The 20,835-nt window shown below is 40.7% G+C and carries 16 protein-coding genes; 4 read left to right on the forward strand and 12 right to left on the reverse strand.

The features are described from left to right. Positions 1 to 118: 118 nt before the first annotated feature. From atpG to HUW51_RS06620, 8 genes are all read right to left on the reverse strand, one after another. Positions 119 to 1,015 (reverse strand): ATP synthase F1 subunit gamma, encoded by an 897-nt coding sequence (gene atpG, locus HUW51_RS06585; protein WP_185273191.1) that lies wholly within the window; start codon positions 1,013 to 1,015, stop codon positions 119 to 121. Positions 1,016 to 1,132: 117 nt separating this feature from the next. Continuing rightward, a complete protein-coding gene (atpA, locus tag HUW51_RS06590) occupies positions 1,133 to 2,713 on the reverse strand; it encodes a F0F1 ATP synthase subunit alpha (RefSeq protein WP_185273192.1) in 1,581 nt (526 codons plus the stop codon). A 2-nt stretch (positions 2,714 to 2,715) separates the two neighbouring features. After that, positions 2,716 to 3,276: an ATP synthase F1 subunit delta gene (gene atpH, locus HUW51_RS06595; protein WP_185273193.1), complete on the reverse strand. Its 561-nt coding sequence runs from the start codon at positions 3,274 to 3,276 to the stop codon at positions 2,716 to 2,718. Positions 3,277 to 3,329: 53 nt separating this feature from the next. After that, complete coding sequence (locus tag HUW51_RS06600; RefSeq protein ID WP_185273194.1) at positions 3,330 to 3,824, reverse strand: F0F1 ATP synthase subunit B; 495 nt, start codon at positions 3,822 to 3,824, stop codon at positions 3,330 to 3,332. A 149-nt stretch (positions 3,825 to 3,973) separates the two neighbouring features. After that, entirely contained in the window at positions 3,974 to 4,243 is a 270-nt protein-coding gene (atpE, locus tag HUW51_RS06605) for an ATP synthase F0 subunit C (RefSeq protein ID WP_182414102.1), read from the reverse strand. A 38-nt stretch (positions 4,244 to 4,281) separates the two neighbouring features. Then, a complete protein-coding gene (atpB, locus tag HUW51_RS06610; RefSeq protein ID WP_185273195.1) occupies positions 4,282 to 5,337 on the reverse strand; it encodes a F0F1 ATP synthase subunit A in 1,056 nt (351 codons plus the stop codon). Between the two features lie 42 nt (positions 5,338 to 5,379). Next, positions 5,380 to 5,763 carry a hypothetical protein gene (locus HUW51_RS06615; RefSeq protein ID WP_185273196.1) on the reverse strand — a complete coding sequence of 128 codons (384 nt, stop codon included), beginning with the start codon at positions 5,761 to 5,763 and terminating at the stop codon, positions 5,380 to 5,382. Between the two features lie 143 nt (positions 5,764 to 5,906). Beyond that, complete coding sequence (locus tag HUW51_RS06620; protein WP_228466946.1) at positions 5,907 to 6,140, reverse strand: AtpZ/AtpI family protein; 234 nt, start codon at positions 6,138 to 6,140, stop codon at positions 5,907 to 5,909. Between the two features lie 207 nt (positions 6,141 to 6,347). On the opposite strand from HUW51_RS06620, the gene porW reads away from it, so the two are divergent. The 4 genes from porW to HUW51_RS06640 all read left to right on the forward strand — a co-directional run bounded on the left by porW (position 6,348) and on the right by HUW51_RS06640 (position 16,007). Then, positions 6,348 to 9,434, forward strand: a complete 3,087-nt coding sequence (gene porW / locus HUW51_RS06625; RefSeq protein ID WP_185273197.1) for a type IX secretion system periplasmic lipoprotein PorW/SprE — start codon at positions 6,348 to 6,350, stop codon at positions 9,432 to 9,434. A 3-nt stretch (positions 9,435 to 9,437) separates the two neighbouring features. Then, complete coding sequence (locus HUW51_RS06630) at positions 9,438 to 11,750, forward strand: penicillin-binding protein 1A (protein ID WP_185273198.1); 2,313 nt, start codon at positions 9,438 to 9,440, stop codon at positions 11,748 to 11,750. 131 nt (positions 11,751 to 11,881) lie between these two features. Continuing rightward, positions 11,882 to 13,690 carry an excinuclease ABC subunit UvrC gene (uvrC, locus tag HUW51_RS06635; RefSeq protein ID WP_185273199.1) on the forward strand — a complete coding sequence of 603 codons (1,809 nt, stop codon included), beginning with the start codon at positions 11,882 to 11,884 and terminating at the stop codon, positions 13,688 to 13,690. Between the two features lie 109 nt (positions 13,691 to 13,799). Beyond that, complete coding sequence (locus HUW51_RS06640) at positions 13,800 to 16,007, forward strand: FUSC family protein (protein WP_185273200.1); 2,208 nt, start codon at positions 13,800 to 13,802, stop codon at positions 16,005 to 16,007. A 219-nt stretch (positions 16,008 to 16,226) separates the two neighbouring features. Here the strand turns inward: HUW51_RS06640 and porN are convergent, their stop codons facing one another. The 4 genes from porN to porK form a co-directional block, all read right to left on the reverse strand. Further along, positions 16,227 to 17,252: a type IX secretion system ring subunit PorN/GldN gene (porN, locus tag HUW51_RS06645; protein ID WP_185273201.1), complete on the reverse strand. Its 1,026-nt coding sequence runs from the start codon at positions 17,250 to 17,252 to the stop codon at positions 16,227 to 16,229. A gap of 20 nt (positions 17,253 to 17,272) precedes the next feature. Further along, positions 17,273 to 18,856 (reverse strand): type IX secretion system motor protein PorM/GldM, encoded by a 1,584-nt coding sequence (gene porM / locus HUW51_RS06650; protein WP_185273202.1) that lies wholly within the window; start codon positions 18,854 to 18,856, stop codon positions 17,273 to 17,275. A gap of 48 nt (positions 18,857 to 18,904) precedes the next feature. Further along, positions 18,905 to 19,696 carry a type IX secretion system motor protein PorL/GldL gene (porL, locus tag HUW51_RS06655; protein ID WP_185273203.1) on the reverse strand — a complete coding sequence of 264 codons (792 nt, stop codon included), beginning with the start codon at positions 19,694 to 19,696 and terminating at the stop codon, positions 18,905 to 18,907. A 121-nt stretch (positions 19,697 to 19,817) separates the two neighbouring features. After that, on the reverse strand, positions 19,818 to 20,831 hold the full coding sequence (gene porK / locus HUW51_RS06660) for a T9SS ring complex lipoprotein PorK/GldK (protein ID WP_185273204.1): 1,014 nt from the start codon (positions 20,829 to 20,831) through the stop codon (positions 19,818 to 19,820). Positions 20,832 to 20,835 lie beyond the last annotated feature (4 nt).

Here is a 20,835-nt window from a genome sequence, read left to right on the forward strand (position 1 = left end):
CTATATTCTAATAAACAGACTTTTTATCTAGATTATAGTAAACAACTAATAAGCAAAAAGGCTCTTGTATAAAGAGCCTTTTTGCTTATTAGTTGTTGTTGCCATGTAATATTACACATTAGCTACCTGCGGCCAATGCTTCTGCGCCACCTACAATTTCTAAAATTTCGGTGGTAATAGCAGCTTGCCGCGACCGGTTATAGGTTAACTTTAACTGTTTTAGCAGTTCGCCTGCATTATCTGTTGCTTTATCCATGGCCGTCATACGGGCACCATGTTCTGAAGCGTTGGACTCTAAAACAGCTTTATAAAACTGTATTTTTAACGATTTGGGTATTAGCTCCTCCACAATTCGCTCTTTCGACGGCTCAAAAATATAATCGGTATTTGTGCCTATGCTCGCGTTAGCTACTGCTGGTTCCTGTTCCTGAATTGGCAAAAACTGCTCGGTACGAATTATTTGAGTAGCTACGTTTTTAAATTCATTGTACACAATATCTACCTGGTCGTAATCACCGGCCCGGAAAGCATCCATAGCGTACTCGGCTGCTACTCTTACCGTATCAAACGACAATTGCGAAAATATGTGCGTATAATTTCCTGCCAGCTTTGCGTTGCGTTTAGCAAAAAAATCGTGTCCTCTTCTGCCAATTGCCAAATATTCTACGTTGCCCGCTGCTGCTTGGCGGCTGTAACGTTCATTAACCAGGTTATTTACTGCTTTTATTACGTTGCTGTTAAAAGCGCCCGCTAAGCCCCGGTCCGAAGTAATTACTACAACCAATACACGATTAATCTCCCGGCGTTCGGCGTACAAATTAGGGGTAGAATCAGTTGTAAGGCGGGATAAATTAGTTAAGATGCTGCTTAACCGTTGCGCATAAGGTCGCATCCGGATAATATTATCCTGAGCCCGCCGTAATTTGGCGGCCGCCACCATTTTCATCGCTTTAGTGATTTGCTGGGTGGAGGTTACCGAAATGATCCGACTTCGTACTTCTTTTAAACTGGCCATTTATTGTTTATAGATATGTAAAAGGAAAGTAACTGGAGCGTACTTTCCTTTTTGACTCTAAGCTATTTATAAAGCAATTACTTTTTTAAAATTTAAAATTGTAAGTGCTAATCTTTTTTATTTCTTGTATTTCGCAGAAACCTCTTTAGCTACTTGTTTAATAGCCGTGATTGCCACGTCTTCTAATTTACCGGCACGTAGTTGATTCAATGCTTCTTTGTGGTTCAGTTCCATGCTGCGCAGAAACTCTTGCTCAAAATGCCGAACTTCGTTTACAGGCACATCATCCATTAAACCATTGGTACAGCAATAGATAATAGCAACTTGCTGTGCAACTGGCACTGGCGAGAATTGTGGTTGCTTTAAAACTTCCAAATTCCGACGGCCACGTTCAATGGTTAATTTAGTAGAGGCATCTAAGTCTGAACCAAATTTAGCAAAAGCCTCTAACTCCCGGAACTGGGCTTGATCCAGCTTTAAAGTACCCGCTACCTTTTTCATAGGCTTAATCTGGGCATTACCTCCTACCCGCGAAACCGAAATACCCACGTTAATAGCCGGACGGATACCCGAGTTAAATAAGTTGGTTTCCAGGAATATCTGACCATCAGTAATGGAAATTACGTTAGTCGGAATATAAGCCGAAACGTCACCTGCTTGGGTTTCAATAATTGGTAAAGCTGTTAACGATCCACCTCCTTTTACCAAAGGTTTGATAGAATCCGGCAAATCGTTCATATTACGTGCGATTTCGTCAGAAGCGTTTATTTTAGCCGCCCGCTCTAATAAACGAGAGTGCAGATAAAATACGTCACCTGGGTACGCTTCCCGTCCTGGCGGACGACGTAATAACAAAGATACTTCGCGGTAAGCTACGGCTTGCTTTGATAAATCGTCGTATACTACTAGTGCCGGACGGCCTGTATCGCGGAAGAACTCACCAATAGCTGCACCGGTAAAAGGAGCAAAGAATTGCATTGGCGCTGGGTCAGATGCTGAAGCAGAAACCACGATAGTGTAATCCATGGCTCCACCTTGCGTAAGCGCGTTTACTACCTGCGCTACCGTAGAGGCTTTCTGACCTACGGCTACGTAAATACAATAAACTGGCTCGCCCCGCTGATAGAATTCTTTTTGATTGATGATGGTATCAATAGCAACGGCTGATTTACCAGTCTGGCGGTCACCGATAATTAACTCCCGCTGACCCCGTCCGATTGGAATCATGGAGTCAATTGCTTTGATGCCCGTTTGCATTGGCTCATTTACCGGCTGACGGAAGATTACGCCGGGCGCTTTTCTTTCCAAAGGCATATCGTACAAAGGACCGGCAATCGGGCCTTTACCATCAATGGGCTGACCTAAGGTATTAACTACTCGGCCTACCATGGCATCACCTACCTGGATGCTGGCAATTTTGTTGGTCCGTTTTACAGTGGCACCTTCTTTTATATCACTGTAGTCGCCGAGCATTACGGCTCCTACATTATCTTCTTCTAAGTTCAGAACGAGAGCTTGCAGGCCATTCTCAAATTCTAATAACTCACCGGACTGGGCTTTAGACAGGCCGTAGATACGAGCTACCCCATCCCCTACCTGCAATACAGTACCTACTTCTTCTAACTCGGCTTCGGTTCGAAAATTGGATAACTGTTCTCTTAATATCGCTGATACTTCATCAGGTCTAACTTCTGCCATGATTATAATTGACTAGTGTAAGAATTATCTTTTAATTTATTTTTTAAACGTAGTAAGCTGGTACTAATCGAATCATCAATTTGCACATCGCCAATACGTAAAACAAAGCCCCCAATTAAGCTTGGATCTACTACTTCTTCCAGAACTACTGTGCTCATGCCAGTGCGGTTTATCACCAACTGGTTAAACTCAGCCCGTAAAGCTGGAGTAAGCGGAGTGGCCGTAGTAACCTGGGCTTTTTGTACTTTTTTCAACAAATTGTACTGAGTTAAAAATTCCGTAGCGACGCTGCCAAGTACAGCTTCCCGGTTTTTTTCTGTTATAATGGTAAAGAATGATAAAGTTAGATCGTTTACTTTACCGGTAAATATTGCTTTTAATACTGCCAGCTTCTTATTGTGCTTTACAATAGGATTACGGAGCATTAAACTTAAATCGCGGCTAGCGGTTACAGTTTGGTTAAAAAGCAACATATCCTGATAAACATTCTCCAGAATACCTCTTTCCTCCGCTAATTCAATAAGCGATTTAGCATAGCGGGAAGCAACTCTAACGTTGGACATATATTATTGATTGGTTGCTAGCTTTTAGTTGGGAATAAATCTTTTACTAAGAACTAATTTAATTTTACGTCTTTTAAATATTCTTGCACTAAAGCTTGCTGCGTTCCGGCATCGCGCAGTTCATGTTTTAAAATACGCTCAGCAATTTCTATCGAAACTGTTGCCGCTACATTTTTAACTTCAGCTAAAGCAGATTTCTTTTCGTTTTCAATTTCTGCTTTTGCTTGCGCAAAAATACGGTTACTTTCAATGCTTGCCCGGTTTTTTGCATCTTCAATTATTGTACGGCCATTATCAGCCGCTTCTTTCAGGATGCGATCCCGTTCAATACGGGCTTCCTGCAAAAGTTTTTCGTTATCGGCTTTTAAAGCCTGCATTTCTAATTTTGCTCTTTCGGCCATACTTAAAGCCGATTCGATAGATTGCTCCCGCTCGCGCAAAGACGCCATAATAGGCCGCCAAGCAAATTTAGATAGTAAAAATAAAACCAGAATAAAGGTAATGGTTTGCCAGAAAATAAGGCCTATACCCGGGGTTACTAATTCCATTTAATTATTTTTTCGATTAATACTGGTTAAAACCAATTTTTAAATTCACTTTTTAAACAATCACAATAACGACTTATCTTCATTCTAATTTCCAGCTACCCGCGCTAGAAGGCATGCCCTAAGAGCCGGGCAGCCGGAAATTAAAGCATTTAGCCTTTGAATGAAATAAGCAGACAAACTACCACCCCAAACAGGGCCACACCTTCAATAAGAGCAGCCGCAATAATCATTGCCGTTTGGATACGCGCAGTAGCTTCTGGCTGACGGGCGATAGATTCCATGGCAGAGCCACCAATTCTACCGATACCTAAACCGGCACCTAAAGCAACTAAACCAGCACCGATACCGGCACCCATAATTGCTAAACCTGTACCTTCAGAAAGGCCTTGTACAACTTGAAGCAAAAGTGCTAACAACATAGTTATAAATTAAAAAGTGAAAAAAATTAAAAAAGTGTTTAGTGTGCTCCATGTCCCATATCGTCGGCGTGGTCATGCTCTTCCACAGCGCCGCCAAAATACATAGAGGTTAATAAGGTAAATACATAAGCTTGCAATAAGGCTACAAATAACTCCAGAAAGTTCATAAAGATGGCAAAAGCCACACTAATTGGCCCGATGGCAAAACTTTTAAAAATGAATATCAGCGAAAATAAACTTAAGATAATAATGTGCCCCGCAGTAATGTTAGCAAATAACCGGACCATTAACGAGAACGGCTTAGTTAAAATACCTACCAGTTCAATCGGAATCATAATGGGCAATAAAGCCGCCGGCACTCCCGGGGTTTTAAAAATGTGCGCCCAATAAGCTTTGTTTGAGCTAAACAAGGTTATTATTAAGGTAAACACCGCTAATACCAACGTAACAGCAATGTTACCCGTTAAATTAGCGCCACCAGGCATTAATCCCAGCAAGTTATTAAACCAGATAAAGAAAAATATCGTGAGCAAATACGGCAAGTAACGCTCGTACTTCGGACCAATATTGGGTTTAGCAATATCATCGCGGATAAACAGAATGATTGGCTCAAAAAAGGACTGAATGCCGCGAGGAGCTTTGCCCCGGTTAGTCTTATACCGGCCAGCTATGGTAAAGAATATAATTAATAGTAAAGCTACACTTAAAAACAACGAGGCTACGTTTTTAGTAATAGAGAAATCCAGAGGGCCAACGTGCTTTTCTTTACCATCGGCTGTTGTTTCGGTTACAGGCTCTCCTTCTTCGTTGGCGTAATAAATATGCCCGTGCTCTAATACGTAGCCTTTGTAAGAAACTAATTGGTGATGCTCGTTATAAAAGTTACTGGACGAAAAAACTTCCAAGCCGTTTTTACCATAAACAATTACCGGCAAATGCAAAACGAAATTATCGGCAAAATGCCAGGAATAATCATCCGTAATGTGATGCGTAATCATGCTACCCGGATCAAATTTAGTCTCCTCGTGCGCGGGTTCAGCGGCAGTAGCAATAAAAGAAAAGAAAGAAAATAGTACAACAAGTAACTTCTTCATCAAGAGAGTTTTATATAAAGACCTTTATCAACAATTAAAAGGCTATAGCTGCTTTTTTGAATTTCGGCGCAAGTTAGTCAGAATGTGGTAAATTTCAAACCCAGTAAACAGAAAATAAAGTAAAAAGAAATTTAAAGTAAACTGCAGCTCGCGCTCCGCAGAAAAGTACACGTAAATAAAAACAACTCCCATGCACATGAGCACCCGAAAGGCCGTTGCGCCCATGTAATACATTTGAAAATTACCCGGATCGCTTTTGCTGCCCATAGTAATAATGTAGTAGGTAAAACCCGTAACAAATACAAAAAATAATACCATGTACCAGAAATACGGATGAACCAGGTTATAACCTTGTAAATAAACAAGGGCGCCAGCCACCAGCACCAGAAATAGAGTAACAAAAAGCAAATTTTTAAAAAAAGACATATATTAGTTACGTAAAAAACTAAAGGTTAATAAACTACTTGTACTTAATTATATAACAGGGAAATTCAGATTAAATAATGACGGGTTATTTTCCTAATTAGCATTTAACTTGACAGCGACTGTAACTAATTATCGTATCAAAATTACTTCATTACCGAAACAATAATTTTATAAATAGAACCAATTACTCCCAGCAGCATAAACAAGATGGTAAACCAAGGATTTTTATTGCCTAAATAAGCATCCAGCCGCATGCCGCCGTAGGCCGCTATTCCCAATACAATCAGCATTTGAAAGGCCAGGCCAGAGTACTTCATGTAAGATTGTAACTTGCTTTTTTCTGCGTCAGAGTTTTTAGAAGAGTCTTCGGATGCCATAACGGGTGCTGATTTACAAAAGTACAACTTTAATTAATTTTAGAGAAACTGGTCCTTCGGTTCAATTGTTGTGCCTCGTAATTAGTAACAGATAAAAGGTTCTGTTTACGAATATTGTATCAGCCATACAAAAATGGTTATTTTTAACCTTTAATTACTTTAGGCGTTATCCGTGTAGTTGGTTAAATACTTTTTACTGATTGATATATGTTAAATCCATTGGTAAAACGTTATTCAAAAGATTACCCGGTTATTAATCCTTATATCCTACGTAGCACTTATACCTCTTACGTTTTGAAGAAAAAAAATTTAAATATTCTTCTTCTTTTTGCCACTAGTTTTTTATTCTGGCAATGTGCCAGTTCCGAAAAATCAGGAATGCTGGGCCAGGTCTATCATAATACTACGGCGCAATACAATGCTTATTTTTTAGGTAGCGAACGATTAACCGCGGCCGAGGCTAAAATTACCAAAGCTTCGCTGGATGATTATAACCATATTTTACCGCTGTTCCCGAATACAGATACTGCTTTTACTTCCCAGTTTCGCCCAGAGTTTGAAGAAGTAATCAAGAAAGCTTCTTTCGCCATAAAAAAACACCCAAAGAGTAAATGGACCAGCGACAGCTACATTTTGGTGGGCAAAGCGCGTTACTTTATGGGAGATTTTGATGAGGCTATTAGAACATTCCGGTTTGCTAATACCAGCAGCAAGAAAGACCAGGTGCGGTACCGCGCCCAAGTTTGGTTAATGCGCTGTTTTATTGCCCAAGGCGATTTCGAAAGCGCCGCTGCTGTTTCGGATTTATTAAAAAAAGTAAAACTGAACAAGAACAATGCAATCCATTTATTTTTAAACCGGGCAGAATACCATTTACAACAAAAAGACACGACCTTAGCAATCAATAATTTAAAATTGGCCATCCCGATCATGAAAAACAAGGATTACCAGGCTCGAGCCCGGTTTATTCTTGCCCAACTGTATCAGGCAACCAACCAAAATAAACAAGCTTTTGATGTTTATACCCGCATTGTAAAACATAACCCTCCTTACGAACTTGGTTTTTACAGCAAGTTAAACTTAGGGCAAGTAACCGAGTTATCTAACCCCGACGATAAAGCCCGGGTTGATAAATACTTTACTAAACTGTTAAAAGATCCTAAGAACCTTGATTTTAAAGATAAGATCTATTACGAGATGGCCCGTTTTGCCTTAAAACAGCAACAATACGAGCCAGCTTTGGCGTATTTACAACAATCAACTAAAGCGCCGTCTACCAATGAAACCCAAAAAGCATATTCGCATTTACTAGCCGGTAAAATTTATTACGAAAATCTACAAAAATATAACTTGGCTTACGCTTACTACGACAGTGCGGTACAGGCAATGGATCCCATTAGCGTGGATTACCAGGCGGCCTCGGAACGGCGGGATGTTTTAAAAGAATTTTCTACGCATTATACCACGGTACAAACGCAAGATAGCTTGCAGGCTTTAGCCCGCCTGGATTCTGCCAGTTTAAACAAGCGCATTGTTACAATCTTAGAACAAAGGGCTCAGCAAAGGCTGCGACAAGAACAACAACTAGCCAATGATGCCTCAAACCAAAGTAACTTATCAAATTTAAGTTTTGGTTTAAACAATGGAAATAACCGACGGGGCAACAACGCTAATTCGGGAGGTACCTGGTACTTTGATAATCCAGCTTCGGTAGCCCGGGCTCGGGCGGAGTTCGTACAAAAGTGGGGAAACCGGCAGTTACAAGATAACTGGCGTTTGTCTAGTTTAGCGTCCTCTGTAGCTACGCAATCTCCCACCAATACGGCAAACACCCCGGATAAAGGACCCGATAATACAGCTCCGGACTCAATCGCGAACAACCCGGCAATAGCTCGCCAAGAATTGCTTCGTGATATACCCAATAGTCCGGAAAGGCTGCAGGAATCTAATAATTTAGTGGAAGAAGCCCTTTTTAACTTAGCTAATATTTATCAGCAGCAGTTAAACGAACCAGTGCGAGCGGCCGAAACTTTCGAGAAATTACTACAGCGATTCCCGGCTACAAAACATAAATCAGAAGCATACTATAGTTTGTACCTAATTTACCAGGAACAAAAAAGCGATAAAGCTAAAACCTACGCCGATTTAGTTAAAAAAGAACTCCCGGGAAGTAAATACGCCAGATTAATTGATCAGCCTGATTATTTAAAACAGGTTTTAGCTAATAACAATAAAGCCCGGCAACTGTATGATTCCGCGTTTGTAAATTACCATCGCCAGCGCTATCCGGTGGCCATTACTCTGGCTAACCAGGTACAACAGCAATACCCGGACAGTGAACTGGCCGACCGGGTGGCTTATCTTAAAGTTTTGCTCGCTGGCCGCACGCAAAAACCGGAAGTATTTAAAACAGCTGTAAGACAGTTTATCGAACAGTATCCCAATAGCACGCTTATTCCTAATGCCGAAGAAATTTTAAATTCTTTTGAAGCTTACGAAAGCGGTAAGTTATCCTTAGCGGAATTTAATAAAACCAGAGTTCAAAGAAAGACCGCTCCCGACGTACCGGAGGTTACCGAAGAAGAACCAATTGCGGAAGAACCAGTAGAGGAAACGGTAACAGAAGAACCAGTTGCGCCGGAACCAGCCGAAGCAGAATTACCCCGGCCAAACCGCCGGAGGCCGCAACCTAGACAAAACAAAAACAACCCGGCCGCTCCCGTTGAAGAAGCTCCTTCGGATGTAACCGACACCAATTCTGAACAAGCAGATCCGGTAGCTGCCGAACAAGATACCGTAACCCAAGCCGTAGACCCGGTAGAAAACACTACTCCTGGGGCAGGCAATAATGCAGCGCCAGCTACCGAGGCAACTCCTACGCCTACAACTCCGGCTCCGGTTACTCCTGCACCTGCTGAGCCAAAAGCTAGTTATACAGCAAACCTGACTACCCCGCATTTGGTAGTAGTGGCTTATCCTAAAAATAACCCGGCATTTAAAGATATACTTACTAAAATGAATGCCTACAATGCCAAGTATAACCTGGCCGATAAGTTAACAGTAGATTCTACTTCTTTTAACGGTACAACTAATTTTTTAATTATTAAGGAATTTGATGCAGGTAAAAAGGCAGCCAGTTATGCTACGAAACAAAAGGCGCCGCAATCGCCTTTAAGTAAGATTAGAGGAATAGAATTTGCTACCTTTGCTATCTCTTCTGAAAATTTACTGATTCTAATGAAAGAAGGTAAATTAGAGGATTACCTGGCTTTCTATAAAAACACTTATTTCTAATTCATGGCTTCGCCTAAAACAAATAATTATTATTCTAAAATTATTTCTGCTATCTGGTTAATTTTTATTGCCGGATTACTGGGTTTAGGTTTATACGTTTACGCTGTAAGTATAAATTTTTTAAATTTATTTGGTGAGTTACCCGATTTTAGAGCCCTCGAAAACCCCAAGAGTGTATTAGCTTCGGAAGTATATTCAGAAGATAATGTATTAATGGGTAAGTATTTTTTAGAAAACAGGTCTCCGGTTGATGAACTACGCGACCTGCCCCAGAACCTGATAGATGCGCTTATTGCTACCGAAGACATCCGTTTTGAAGAACACTCCGGCATTGATTTTAAAGGCTCTTTTGCCGTAATCTATTATAAACTTACTGGCAAGCAAGACCGCGGCTCAAGCACGCTTACCCAACAATTAGCCCGTAATTTATTTCGTACCCGCACCGACTTAAACAAAGGCCTTTTAAGTTCGGTGCCGGGTATGCGCATGCTCATTATCAAAACCAAAGAATGGATAATGGCCATCCGGCTGGAGCGCTCTTACTCCAAAAGAGAAATTTTGCTCATGTATTTAAATACCGTTGATTTTGGTTCCGGTGCGTTCGGGATTAAATCAGCAGCCAAAACTTTTTTTAACAAGGCCCCCAAGGATTTGCAATTACAGGAATCTGCCGTACTAGTGGGTTTGCTGAAGGGTCCTTCTTACTTCAGCCCGGTTAAAAACCCGGAACGGTCTTTACTGCGCCGCAATACGGTAATTGACCAAATGCAAAAGTACGGCTTTATTCAGGCCACTGAAGCAGAACAGGCTAAAAGCACAGAAATTGCTCTTGACTACCGTGTCGAAAATCAAAATACCGGTATTGCGCCCTATTTCCGGACGGAGTTAAGTAAGTTTCTGTTGCGCTGGTGCAAAGAAAACGGCTATAACCTGTACGAAGACGGTTTAAGAATTTACACCACTATCGATTCGCGGATGCAGCGCTATGCCGAAGAAGCCGTGCGCGAGAACATGGAAAAACAGCAAAAGCTGTTTGCCAGCTACTGGAAAGGCCGCGAACCCTGGACCTATGATAATGGCGCTACCATAAAAGGTTTTTTGGAGCAGCAAATAAAGCTTACAGATCGCTACAAAGCTTTAAAAGCACGCTACGAAGACAATGAGGATTCTATCAATTACTACCTGCGCAAGAAAATACCAATGAAAGTATTTACCTGGGAGGCCCCCGGCGAAAAAGAAGTAGTAATGAGTCCCATGGACTCGCTGGCTTACTACAAACGCTTTTTAAATACGGGCTTTATGGCTATGAACCCATTAAATGGCTACATTAAAGCCTGGGTGGGTGGCAACAATTACAAATATTTTAAATATGACCACGTAAAACAAGGGCGTCGGCAACCGGGCTCTACGTTTAAACCGGTAGTATACCTAGCCGCTATTGATAATGGATATTCGCCGTGTTACCAGGTTATGGATGTGCCCGTTACCTTTCCCGCCGAAGATGGTCGCCCCCCTTACACCCCAAAGAATGATGATAACGTATTTTCCGGGCGTTCCTTTGATCTGCGCGAAGCTTTAGCTTTTTCAAAAAATTCGGTTACTGCCCACTTGGTGCAAAAATTAACGCCGGCCGTAATAGTAAAATATGCCGAGCGCTTAGGCTTTTCTTCTAAAATTGAGCCAGTACCAGCCGTGGGTTTTGGTTCCAGCGATGTGTCGTTGTACGAAATGTGTGGGGCTTACGGTACTTTTGTAAATAGTGGCAAATGGACAGAACCCGTTTACCTTACCCGCATTGAAGATAAAAACGGTAATTTACTGCTCAACTTCGTACCAAAATCACGGGATATTATCAGCGAAGAAACGGCTTACTTAATGGTGCATTTGTTAAAAGGCGGCGCTGATATAAAGGGTGGCACTTCTTACTATGGCCTTCGTTTCCGACATAAACTTAAAAACGAAATTGGCGCTAAAACCGGCACTACCAGCAATTATTCCGATGCCTGGTTTATGGCCATTACGCCCGATTTAGTTTGTGGATCTTGGGTTGGCGGCGAAAACCGGAGCATTCACTTCCGGAGTGCGGCTTACGGGCAGGGAAATAAATTAGCCCTTCCACAATACGGCTTGTTTATGCAAAAAGTACTCGCGGATAAAAGTATTGCCATTAATACTGGCCCATTCCCGAAACCTACTGCACCGTTAACAGTAGAAATTGATTGTGCCAAGTACAATAATATGGGCGGTTTACCGCAAGACTCGGTTAACCAAAATGAAATTTTAAACCCAAATATTCAACTGGACGAAGGGATTTAAAGCTCATTCCGGATAACCACAGTTGGTTTCATTAAAGGTTATCACCACGTATTTATACCGGGCAAGTTATTTATCAATTTTTAAAAAATTTCAATTATAAGAAGTTAAAAATCAGCGATAAGGAAGAAGTTATGCCTGCCGACGAGATTATACGGGAAAAGATAAAACACTTGCCTAACCGGCCGGGCATTTACAAATTTTTCGATGAAAACGACGAAATTATTTACGTCGGGAAAGCAGTAGATATTCGGAAAAGAGTAAGCAGCTATTTTAATAAATCTACCCAGCATAATAAAAAAACCCGAAAGTTAATTTCTAATATCCGCAATATTCAGTTTACTATTGTGGATACCGAAAGTGATGCTTTTCTGCTGGAGAACAACCTGATTAAGCAGTACCAACCTAAGTATAATATTTTACTGAAGGATGGTAAAACTTACCCTTACATTTGTATTACCAACGAGCGTTTTCCCCGGGTAATCAGTACGCGTAATAAAATTAACGACGGCTCCAAATATTACGGACCGTACGCCAGCGTTACCAACATGAACGTAGTTCTGGAAATGATTCGGTCGTTGTACCCGCTCCGCACTTGTACGTATAACTTATCACCGGAAAACATTGAGCGGGGCAAATTTAAAGTATGCCTGGAGTACCACATCGGCAACTGTAAAGGTCCTTGCGAAAACCTGTACGATGAGGAGTCTTACAACCAACACATCCTGCAAATCCGCAGTATTTTATCAGGAAACTTAAGTATTGCCAAAGCTTATTTTAAAGATAAAATGATTGCTGCTGCCCAAGAAATGCAATATGAAGTGGCGCATAGCTTTAAGCAAAAGTTAGATGTTCTGGAAGATTTTCAGGCTAAATCTACGGTAGTAAGTAATACCCTTACCAACATCGATGTCTTTACCATTACTTCAAACGAAAAATGCGCCTTTATTAACTACTTAAAAGTTATGAACGGCGCCATTATCCAGACCCAATCACTGGAGATTACTAAAAAACTGGATGAATCGGATGCCGATATTTTAGCAACTATTATTGTTCAATTGCGCCACGATTTTGAAAGTGAATCCAAAGAAATTTTAACTAACGTTGAGTTAGAATTACCTCTAAATAACGTAAATATTACAGTACCCCAAATTGGTGATAAGCGGAAACTGTTGAACTTATCGTTAAAAAACGTGCTATACCTGCGCAAAGAAAAGGAAAGCATGAACGAGAGATCGAAAGATTCTAATGAGGTTCGGATTATGGAAACGCTTAAGAAAGATTTACGCTTAAGCGAGTTACCCAAGCACATTGAATGTTTTGATAATTCTAACATTCAGGGTACTACCCCCGTAGCCTCTATGGTTTGTTTCCGGAATGCTAAACCCAGTAAAAAAGATTACCGGCATTTTCACATTAAAACCGTGGTGGGTCCCGATGACTTTGCTTCCATGTACGAAATTGTGACGCGCCGTTACCGCCGGCTTTTAGATGAAGATTCTCCGTTACCCCAGTTAATTGTAATTGACGGAGGAAAAGGACAACTGGGTATGGCGGTGAAAGCGCTAAAAGATTTGGGCATTTATACCCAGGTAGCCGTAATAAGTATTGCCAAACGCTTAGAAGAGATATTTTACCCGGGCGATACCTTGCCGCTTTACATTGATAAGAAATCAGAATCGCTGCGGTTGCTGCAACGTATCCGTAACGAAGCCCACCGTTTTGGTATCACCTTTCACCGCGAACGACGTAATGCCGGTACACTTAAAACAGAGATTACCGATATTAAAGGTTTAGGACCTACTACGGCACAAAAGTTACTTTCTAAATACAAATCAGTAAAAAAAATAAAAGAGCTATCCGAGGCTGAGTTAATTGCTGAGATTGGGAAAGCTAAAACAAAGATTCTCTTGGATTACTTTAATCAGGAAAGCACGGCTTAAAAGAAAAGCAACCATATTCTGGCAAAATTTTTAAAATTTTTATATCTGATAACTTATAAATTTATTTCTCGCTGCAACTTATACGCCTTTGTTTAATATATACCAGAACATGGTATTAAAAAATGCTATTTCCAGAATTCATCTTTTTCTCCGCAAAGAATATTTCGATCCAGACATTTTCCGAGCCTTATTAATTACTTCAGGTTTACTTGTTCCGTTAGTAGTATCTCAATATTTTGGCCTAGCGCTTTATGGTAGCTTTGCTGCTATAACCTCTCAATTGTTGCTTTCTACTAAGCTGCAAACAACCTACCCCCGAAAAGCATTTATACTGGTTTTCAGTCTAATTTTTATCAGTATTGCTCCCTTTATAGGTACCATAGTTGGTCCCCACTTTTGGTTGGTAGTAATAACCATGGCCATTATTGCCGGCATCTCTTCTTTGGCTAAGGAGTTGGGCGCCCATGGTCAGACGCTTGGCCTTTGTGCGGTTATTGTTTTTTTATTATCCTTAAATGGTCCTCACGATATTGAAACCGGTTTATATCGTATGTTGGCTACCTGGCTGGGTGGTATGTGGGCTTCGTTGATAATGTTGTTCTTTTGGCCTATCCGGCCTAATTTACCTTATTATACAAACTTAGCTTTGCCTTGGGAAATAGGCGGAAATCTGGCTGCATGGCTAGCTGACTCTCCCCGTAAATCTGAGTCCAACGATGATATTCAAAAAAAAGAAGCTAATCTGCGTACGGCCATTAATAATGTATTACCTTTTTTGCGAAAAAAAGATCAAGAATTTTTCCTTATCCGCCGCGATTTATTAAAAGTTGTAAGGGCTTCTTCCCGTTTTGGCGCTACCATGTTAGCCATGTACTCTAACCTGGAAAATGTACGTCAGCAAAAATTATCCGGACCGTGGAAGTACGACTTACAGCTCTGCTTTTCTTGTGCCTCGCAAGCGGCTAAAGCAGTAGCTAACATATTGGTTATGGGTCGGGAGAAAGATTTCCGGCATCTAGAAAAGATGATTAAAGAGGCCCAAGTAGCCACCAATCAATTGCAACAACATCTGGATGCTAAAGCAGCTGATTTATCGAGTAGTTTAGATTTACACAGAATTGTTATTTTACTTCAATCTGCGGTGCATTATTTACAAGACGCGCAACTTTTATTAAACCGGATTAGAGAAAAAAGAAAACAAAAGCAGACGCAATCTACGCCAATGCACTATCCACCTTTAAGCAAATTACTGGCGGTTTCTAGTTTTTTTAAATTTAAAAATGTTCCGTTAAAGCATACTTTGCGGCTCATGATTTTAACGGCTATTTCCATTGCCTTATTTTATATTTTTGATATTCCTAGAGGCTACTGGATTGCCCTTACGGTTATGGTAGTTCTGCAACCCGATTATGGCACCACCCAGCAAAAAGCATTACAAAGAGTAACTGGTACCACCATCGGAGCTGCTTTAAGCACATTATTGCTCATCCAATTACTATCACCGGGCATCTATATTTTGCTTATATCTATATTCTGCTTTTTGTTCATTTACTTACAACAGCGCAACTACACCCTGGCCGTTGTATTTGTTACCATGATGTTGGTAGCAATGTTCGAGATTTCGGGTAATATAGACTGGCATTATGCTACTTATCGTTTATTTGCGACCAGTTTAGGTGGCGTGTTGGCCATTGTAGGGGCTTTTTTACTCTGGCCCAATTGGGAACGGTTTCGGGTACGAAGTATATTAGCCAAAGGAGTACTGGCTAACCGCGATCTTTTAATACAATTACAACACGAATTAACAGCTAAAACAGGTTTTCATGCGCGTATCATTGCTGATCGGAGAAAAGCCGAAGTTGCTAACTTATCCATTGCAGATTCCATTGTGCGCTTAAAACTAGAGCCTGGCACAAAAAAACAGAAGTTGCAATTAGCCCAGAGTATTGCTTTTGAGAACAACCGTTTAACCAGAGAATTAACTTCTTTCGCAACGCTTTTACCTGAATTTAGTAAAGAAACGTCTTTCCCGGAAACGGTTACTGTTTTAGAAGATTATACTGATCAACTTACCAGGTATGCGGATTATATTGCTTCAGAAAAGATAGTAACGGAAAATATTATTGCTGATATGCCATTCCGAGCTGCTAGCACCATAATGCAACTCCCGCCCCATACATCATTTGAAATAGATAATCCTCAACTGCATGTAAATACATTAGCCCTTAAGGAAGAACTTATTCATGAACAAATAAATAAGATTGCTGCTACAATTTATAATTTAAAAAAACACGTTCAGGCTTTAAACCTTTTATAGCCGGTATAGTCGCTGCTTCTTATTTTTAGATTCTTTGTTAAAGCCTTTTCCCGGGCAGTTTCAGCAGCAATACATTTGCTGAAAGCAAAAGTTTTTACTTAGTGGTTAAAACATCATTCCAGCAAGTATTTTTAACTAGCGCTATAAATATTAAACAGCTTTATAATAAAAAAGGAGGCATTTAAAGCCTCCTTTTTTATTATTTAAAAAACTAATTTTTTAGTAACTCCATAAACTAGATTCCCATTCTATCAACTCTTCTACTGCTTTTTGAGAAGCCAACAGACCTTTTTGCGACCCTTCGTTGATAGTAGCTAAATCATCATCGTTGGCGTTAGATACTTTTTTAATGTAAGAGCTAAATAATCTTAAATCAAATGCATCGGCTAAGTTTTTATGCTGCGCATCATTTTGCTCATTATACCAAATAGCATCGTTGGGATGCGCCCGGAATACTTTTACTAAATCACTGTATTTAAAAGAAGCAATTCTTTCTTCTACACCTTTAGCTGAATATTTTACAGGTATTACTAAAGTAATAGCTTGAATATCGTAATACATCCGGGAGCGCTTTTTATCGAAAACAATGTTTTCTTTCATTTCCAGTTGATAAAGCTCTTTCGGGAAAAACTCATTCATACTTACCACTGGGGCAGCGGCTGCGGTTGCTCCTTTTTTGCCTTTGTTATTTAACTTAGCAAAAACATCATCTTCCTCAGCAGGAGCATTACCAAAAATCTTTTTTTCTTCCTCCGACATAGCATCACCTGCCTCATCGGGTTTCGTTAACTTCACACTAAAATCATTACCTGATAAAGGAGTGGTTAAAGAATCATTTTTGTAAGGTATTAACTCACCTCTTTTTGCGGCATCGATTATTACTTTTGTAATTTCTTTATTTACCGAAAACATCGGTTTGTTCTGCTTTTCCCGTAAGTCCAAGCCGCGCCAAACTACCTTTTTATACATGAGGTCAGTTTCTGGTATTGGTCTGGCGGAGGCATTACCACTTGTTACAGTAGTGGATGTTTGACCTGCTCCACCATTTACCGAACCACCTGCCGCTGATTGTTGCGTGGCCCCCCCCTGCGTTGCAGGTGTAGTTTTGGCTGGTGTGCCTGTTGCTTTTGGTAGACTTAGCTGTTGCGTTTGTTTTGAAGCAGGAGTACCAGTAGATTTCTTTTGCTGAGCAAAAGCATTTACCGATAAACTTACACCTAATACCAATATCAGAAACTTATTCATATTAATTTAATATTCAAAAATTAATTTAATGCTATCACGAATGACTTACCACCTACAGGCACATCCTCAAATTGATCTTTGTAATTAGCACGTTTTAAATCTTTTACTGTTACAATCAATCGGTCGCCTGGTCTGGCCTGGGCTGCCATAGCAGTAATGTTTGCTGTTTTACTACTAAAAGATTGTTCTTGAACAATATTTCTTCCACGGGCTAATGTTACTTCAAATTCAGTTACCCGGAAGCGAGCATCTTGCGGTAACATATTTTTAAAGCTTTCATCCGCAATAGCTTCTACTGAGATTTGTCTTGGTCCGGGAGCAGGTAAACCTCTTTTTTCATCAACCGGACGGCCGTTTGCTAAACAAACAATATCCGGACGGGGCACAGGACGAACCTGGAAAGTTTGATTACCGATAGCGGCTCCACCACTGCTAACATTTAATGTTACTTGGCGGGCAGTTGGTAAAATCATTACCTCACCTTTTTTAGTACCTTTTGACACTTGAGCTCCGGATGCTGAGAAAGAAGGATCATATAATGCTCCCAAAGCAGGAACCTGAACGTCTAACTTATTTCCGCAGTTCAAATATAAAGCTTGTACCGATGCTGATTGAATAGACATAACAGGTTTTGCTACTACGTATTCACCAGAAACGTTAAAGGTAGTATCCCGCCCATTTTGGGTCATTTTAATCTGACCTTTCCATGTTTTTTTAGCATTACCATCTTTGTCGTAAGCACCAGCCGAGGCAACAAACTCTACTTTACCACGGCCATTCTCTACTTTTACTGGCCGGCCTTCGAAGAACATGCGCGGAGCAATAGCACTTGAAGTAGCCGCAATAAACATTTCGGCGGAGTATTTAGTACCGGCTGCTACGGTGTTAGAAGCCGCGCTGTAATTACCAAATATTTTATCGAATTTTATAATATCGGCTCCTACTTTACCGGCCAAAGTCTGCAGAATATCTGCCTCATATTTTAAAATTTCTGTTTCTTTTTGAGCCAGAACTGCTAAAGCGGCAGTTAAAGGAGTAGCTTCAAAATTAAGTTCGGCAAAATCTTTTCTTTTCTGGTTAGGGTCTTTACCAGCTATTGGGTCGTCTTTGGCATCTACGGCTAACTGCGGAATAGATGGATTATAAACCCGCATTTCATTAGCATATTTATTTAAACGATCTTTTAGCTCGTACGCTTTTCCTTTACCTTTATTTGGGCCAATCATATAAGTAGCTACTGCATCTTCCGCACTTGGATCTTTATAAGCATCACCTTCCATACCACCGGCTCTCTTAATCAGTTCAGCACGCAGGCCTTCTACGTAATTAATAATTTCGGTAGTTTTAGCACGAACTTCAGAAGCTTGATCTAATACTTTTTTATCGTTGGGGCGGTTACCACCTTTCGCAACTGTTGTTTCTATTGATTTCCGGACTCCGTCGTTATCTGATTTAGTTTTGTTGTTAACCGTCATCAAACTGTCGTCCAGAAACTTAAATTTTAAGATGATCGCAGAACTTACTTGTAACGCTAACAGCGCAGTAAGTACCAAGTACATCATACCAATAAGCTTCTGCCTTGGGGTTTCTTTTGCTCCAGCCATTTTTTATAAAATGCTTTTTAATTAATTGTTTTTGTTGTTAGCTCAGGATTAAGAACGCATCGCATTTAACATATTACCATACACATTATTTAAAGAGTGCAGGTTTTTAGTTAAAGTGCCAACTTCGTTTTTAAACTGCTCTGTATCTTTAGATGCATCAGTCAGGTTTTGCATTGCTACAGTTAAGCTACCATAGAACTTGTTCATCGACTTTAAATGATTATTGGCATCTTGCAGTTCCATTTCGTAAACCGCATTTAAAGCACCTAAGTTCTTGGTTACATTCTGCACTTGTTCGTGGTATTCACGTGTGTTAGAAGTAGCGTTAGCCATTTGCTTAATAGCATCAACGGTAGAAACATATGCCTCGTTGATTTTTTCCAGGGAGCCGGCAGCAGTTCTAACTTTAGTAGTGTATTCTTTTGTTGCAATGGTTGCATCCCCTAAATCGGCCATTTGCGAGGTAGCTTCGCTCAAACGATTCAGTCCTTGACCTAAAGAGCTGATGCTGGCAGGAGTTACATTGGCATCACGCAACATCTTATCTAAGTCACCCGTGATAGAAGGACCACTTGGGGTAATTTGAGCTTTAGGCCCTGTGTAATCATCGGCCAATTGCGGGTAAACACGAGTCCAATCTACATCATGGCTTTGCGGTTGAAAAGCACTTAAGAAAAAGATGATGGCCTCAGTTAACAGACCTACAGTAAGCATTGCCCCAGCACCTTCCCAGTGCTGAATTTTAAAAAGAGCTCCTACAATTACAACTGCAGCACCGATACCGTATACTTTTGGCATTATCACATCAAAGAGGAAATTGCCACCTTTTGCTTTACTCATTTTGTTTTAGAATTTGTTTTTTTGTGGATGATGAATTAACTGTTTTGTTTTAGATTTAGTTTGAATTGCTTGTACTTACTTTTATTTATTTTTCTTGTTAAATAGAAATCTAAGTTAAATACTATTTTGAACGCTGGCGATCACCTAACATGATCATAGAATTACGGAATCCAATGTAAGAGCGGGCTGAATCTTCAAATTCAAAGTTCCGGGTACCTGTTTCCAAGAAATATGCCACATCTTTCCAGGATCCCCCTCTTACCACTTTACGCGGTTCGTTATCATTATTATAAACAGGGTTTAAATCCCAAACCACTGGCACCGCTGCATCATAATAAGCATCTGCACACCACTCGGCTACGTTTCCGGCCATATCATATAAACCAAAATCGTTCGGAAAATATTGCCCTACCGGGCCGGTGTAAGAATAGCCATCGCTGTAATAATCGCCTCTGCCTGGTTTAAAGTTAGCCAACATACATCCTTTCGCATTACGCAGGTAAGGCCCACCCCAAGGGTAAGTAACCATATCGCGGCCACCCCGGGCAGCATATTCCCACTCTGCTTCAGAAGGCAACCGGAAATCGGGCATAGCCGCTTGGCCATCTTCTATTAAAAACGCATTCTTACGCTTGGTGCGCCAATCCGAAAAATATTTGGCGGCATTCCAATCCACACCCACTACCGGATAATTATCAAAAGCCGGGTGCGTATAATAATATTGCATCATGGGGTCGCCCATAGAGTAAGTAAAGTCCCGCATCCAAACCGTTGTATCCGGATACAGTTCAGTCATTACATATTCTTCTCCCAAAATATCTAAAGAGTCTTCCCGAATGGCATTCATAAACTCCCGATATTCATTATTCGTGATTTCAGTTTCGTCCATGTAAAATCCGCGAATAGTAACTTGCTTATTCAAATTAGACATGGTAGCGGCAATATCCTGATCAGTTTGCCCCATATGAAACGTTCCTCCAGGGCAAGGCACCATTCCGTAGGGAACTTCCTGAGGATTAAACTCTGGACGATCTTGCGCCCCTATTACGTCTCCTTCAGGACCGCCGCGCATACCGCAACCGCCTAAAACTATTACTGAAACAGCAATAAAAGACAATTTTAGAAATTTATTCATAACC

Source organism: Adhaeribacter swui, assembly GCF_014217805.1.
GTDB lineage: Bacteria > Bacteroidota > Bacteroidia > Cytophagales > Hymenobacteraceae > Adhaeribacter > Adhaeribacter swui.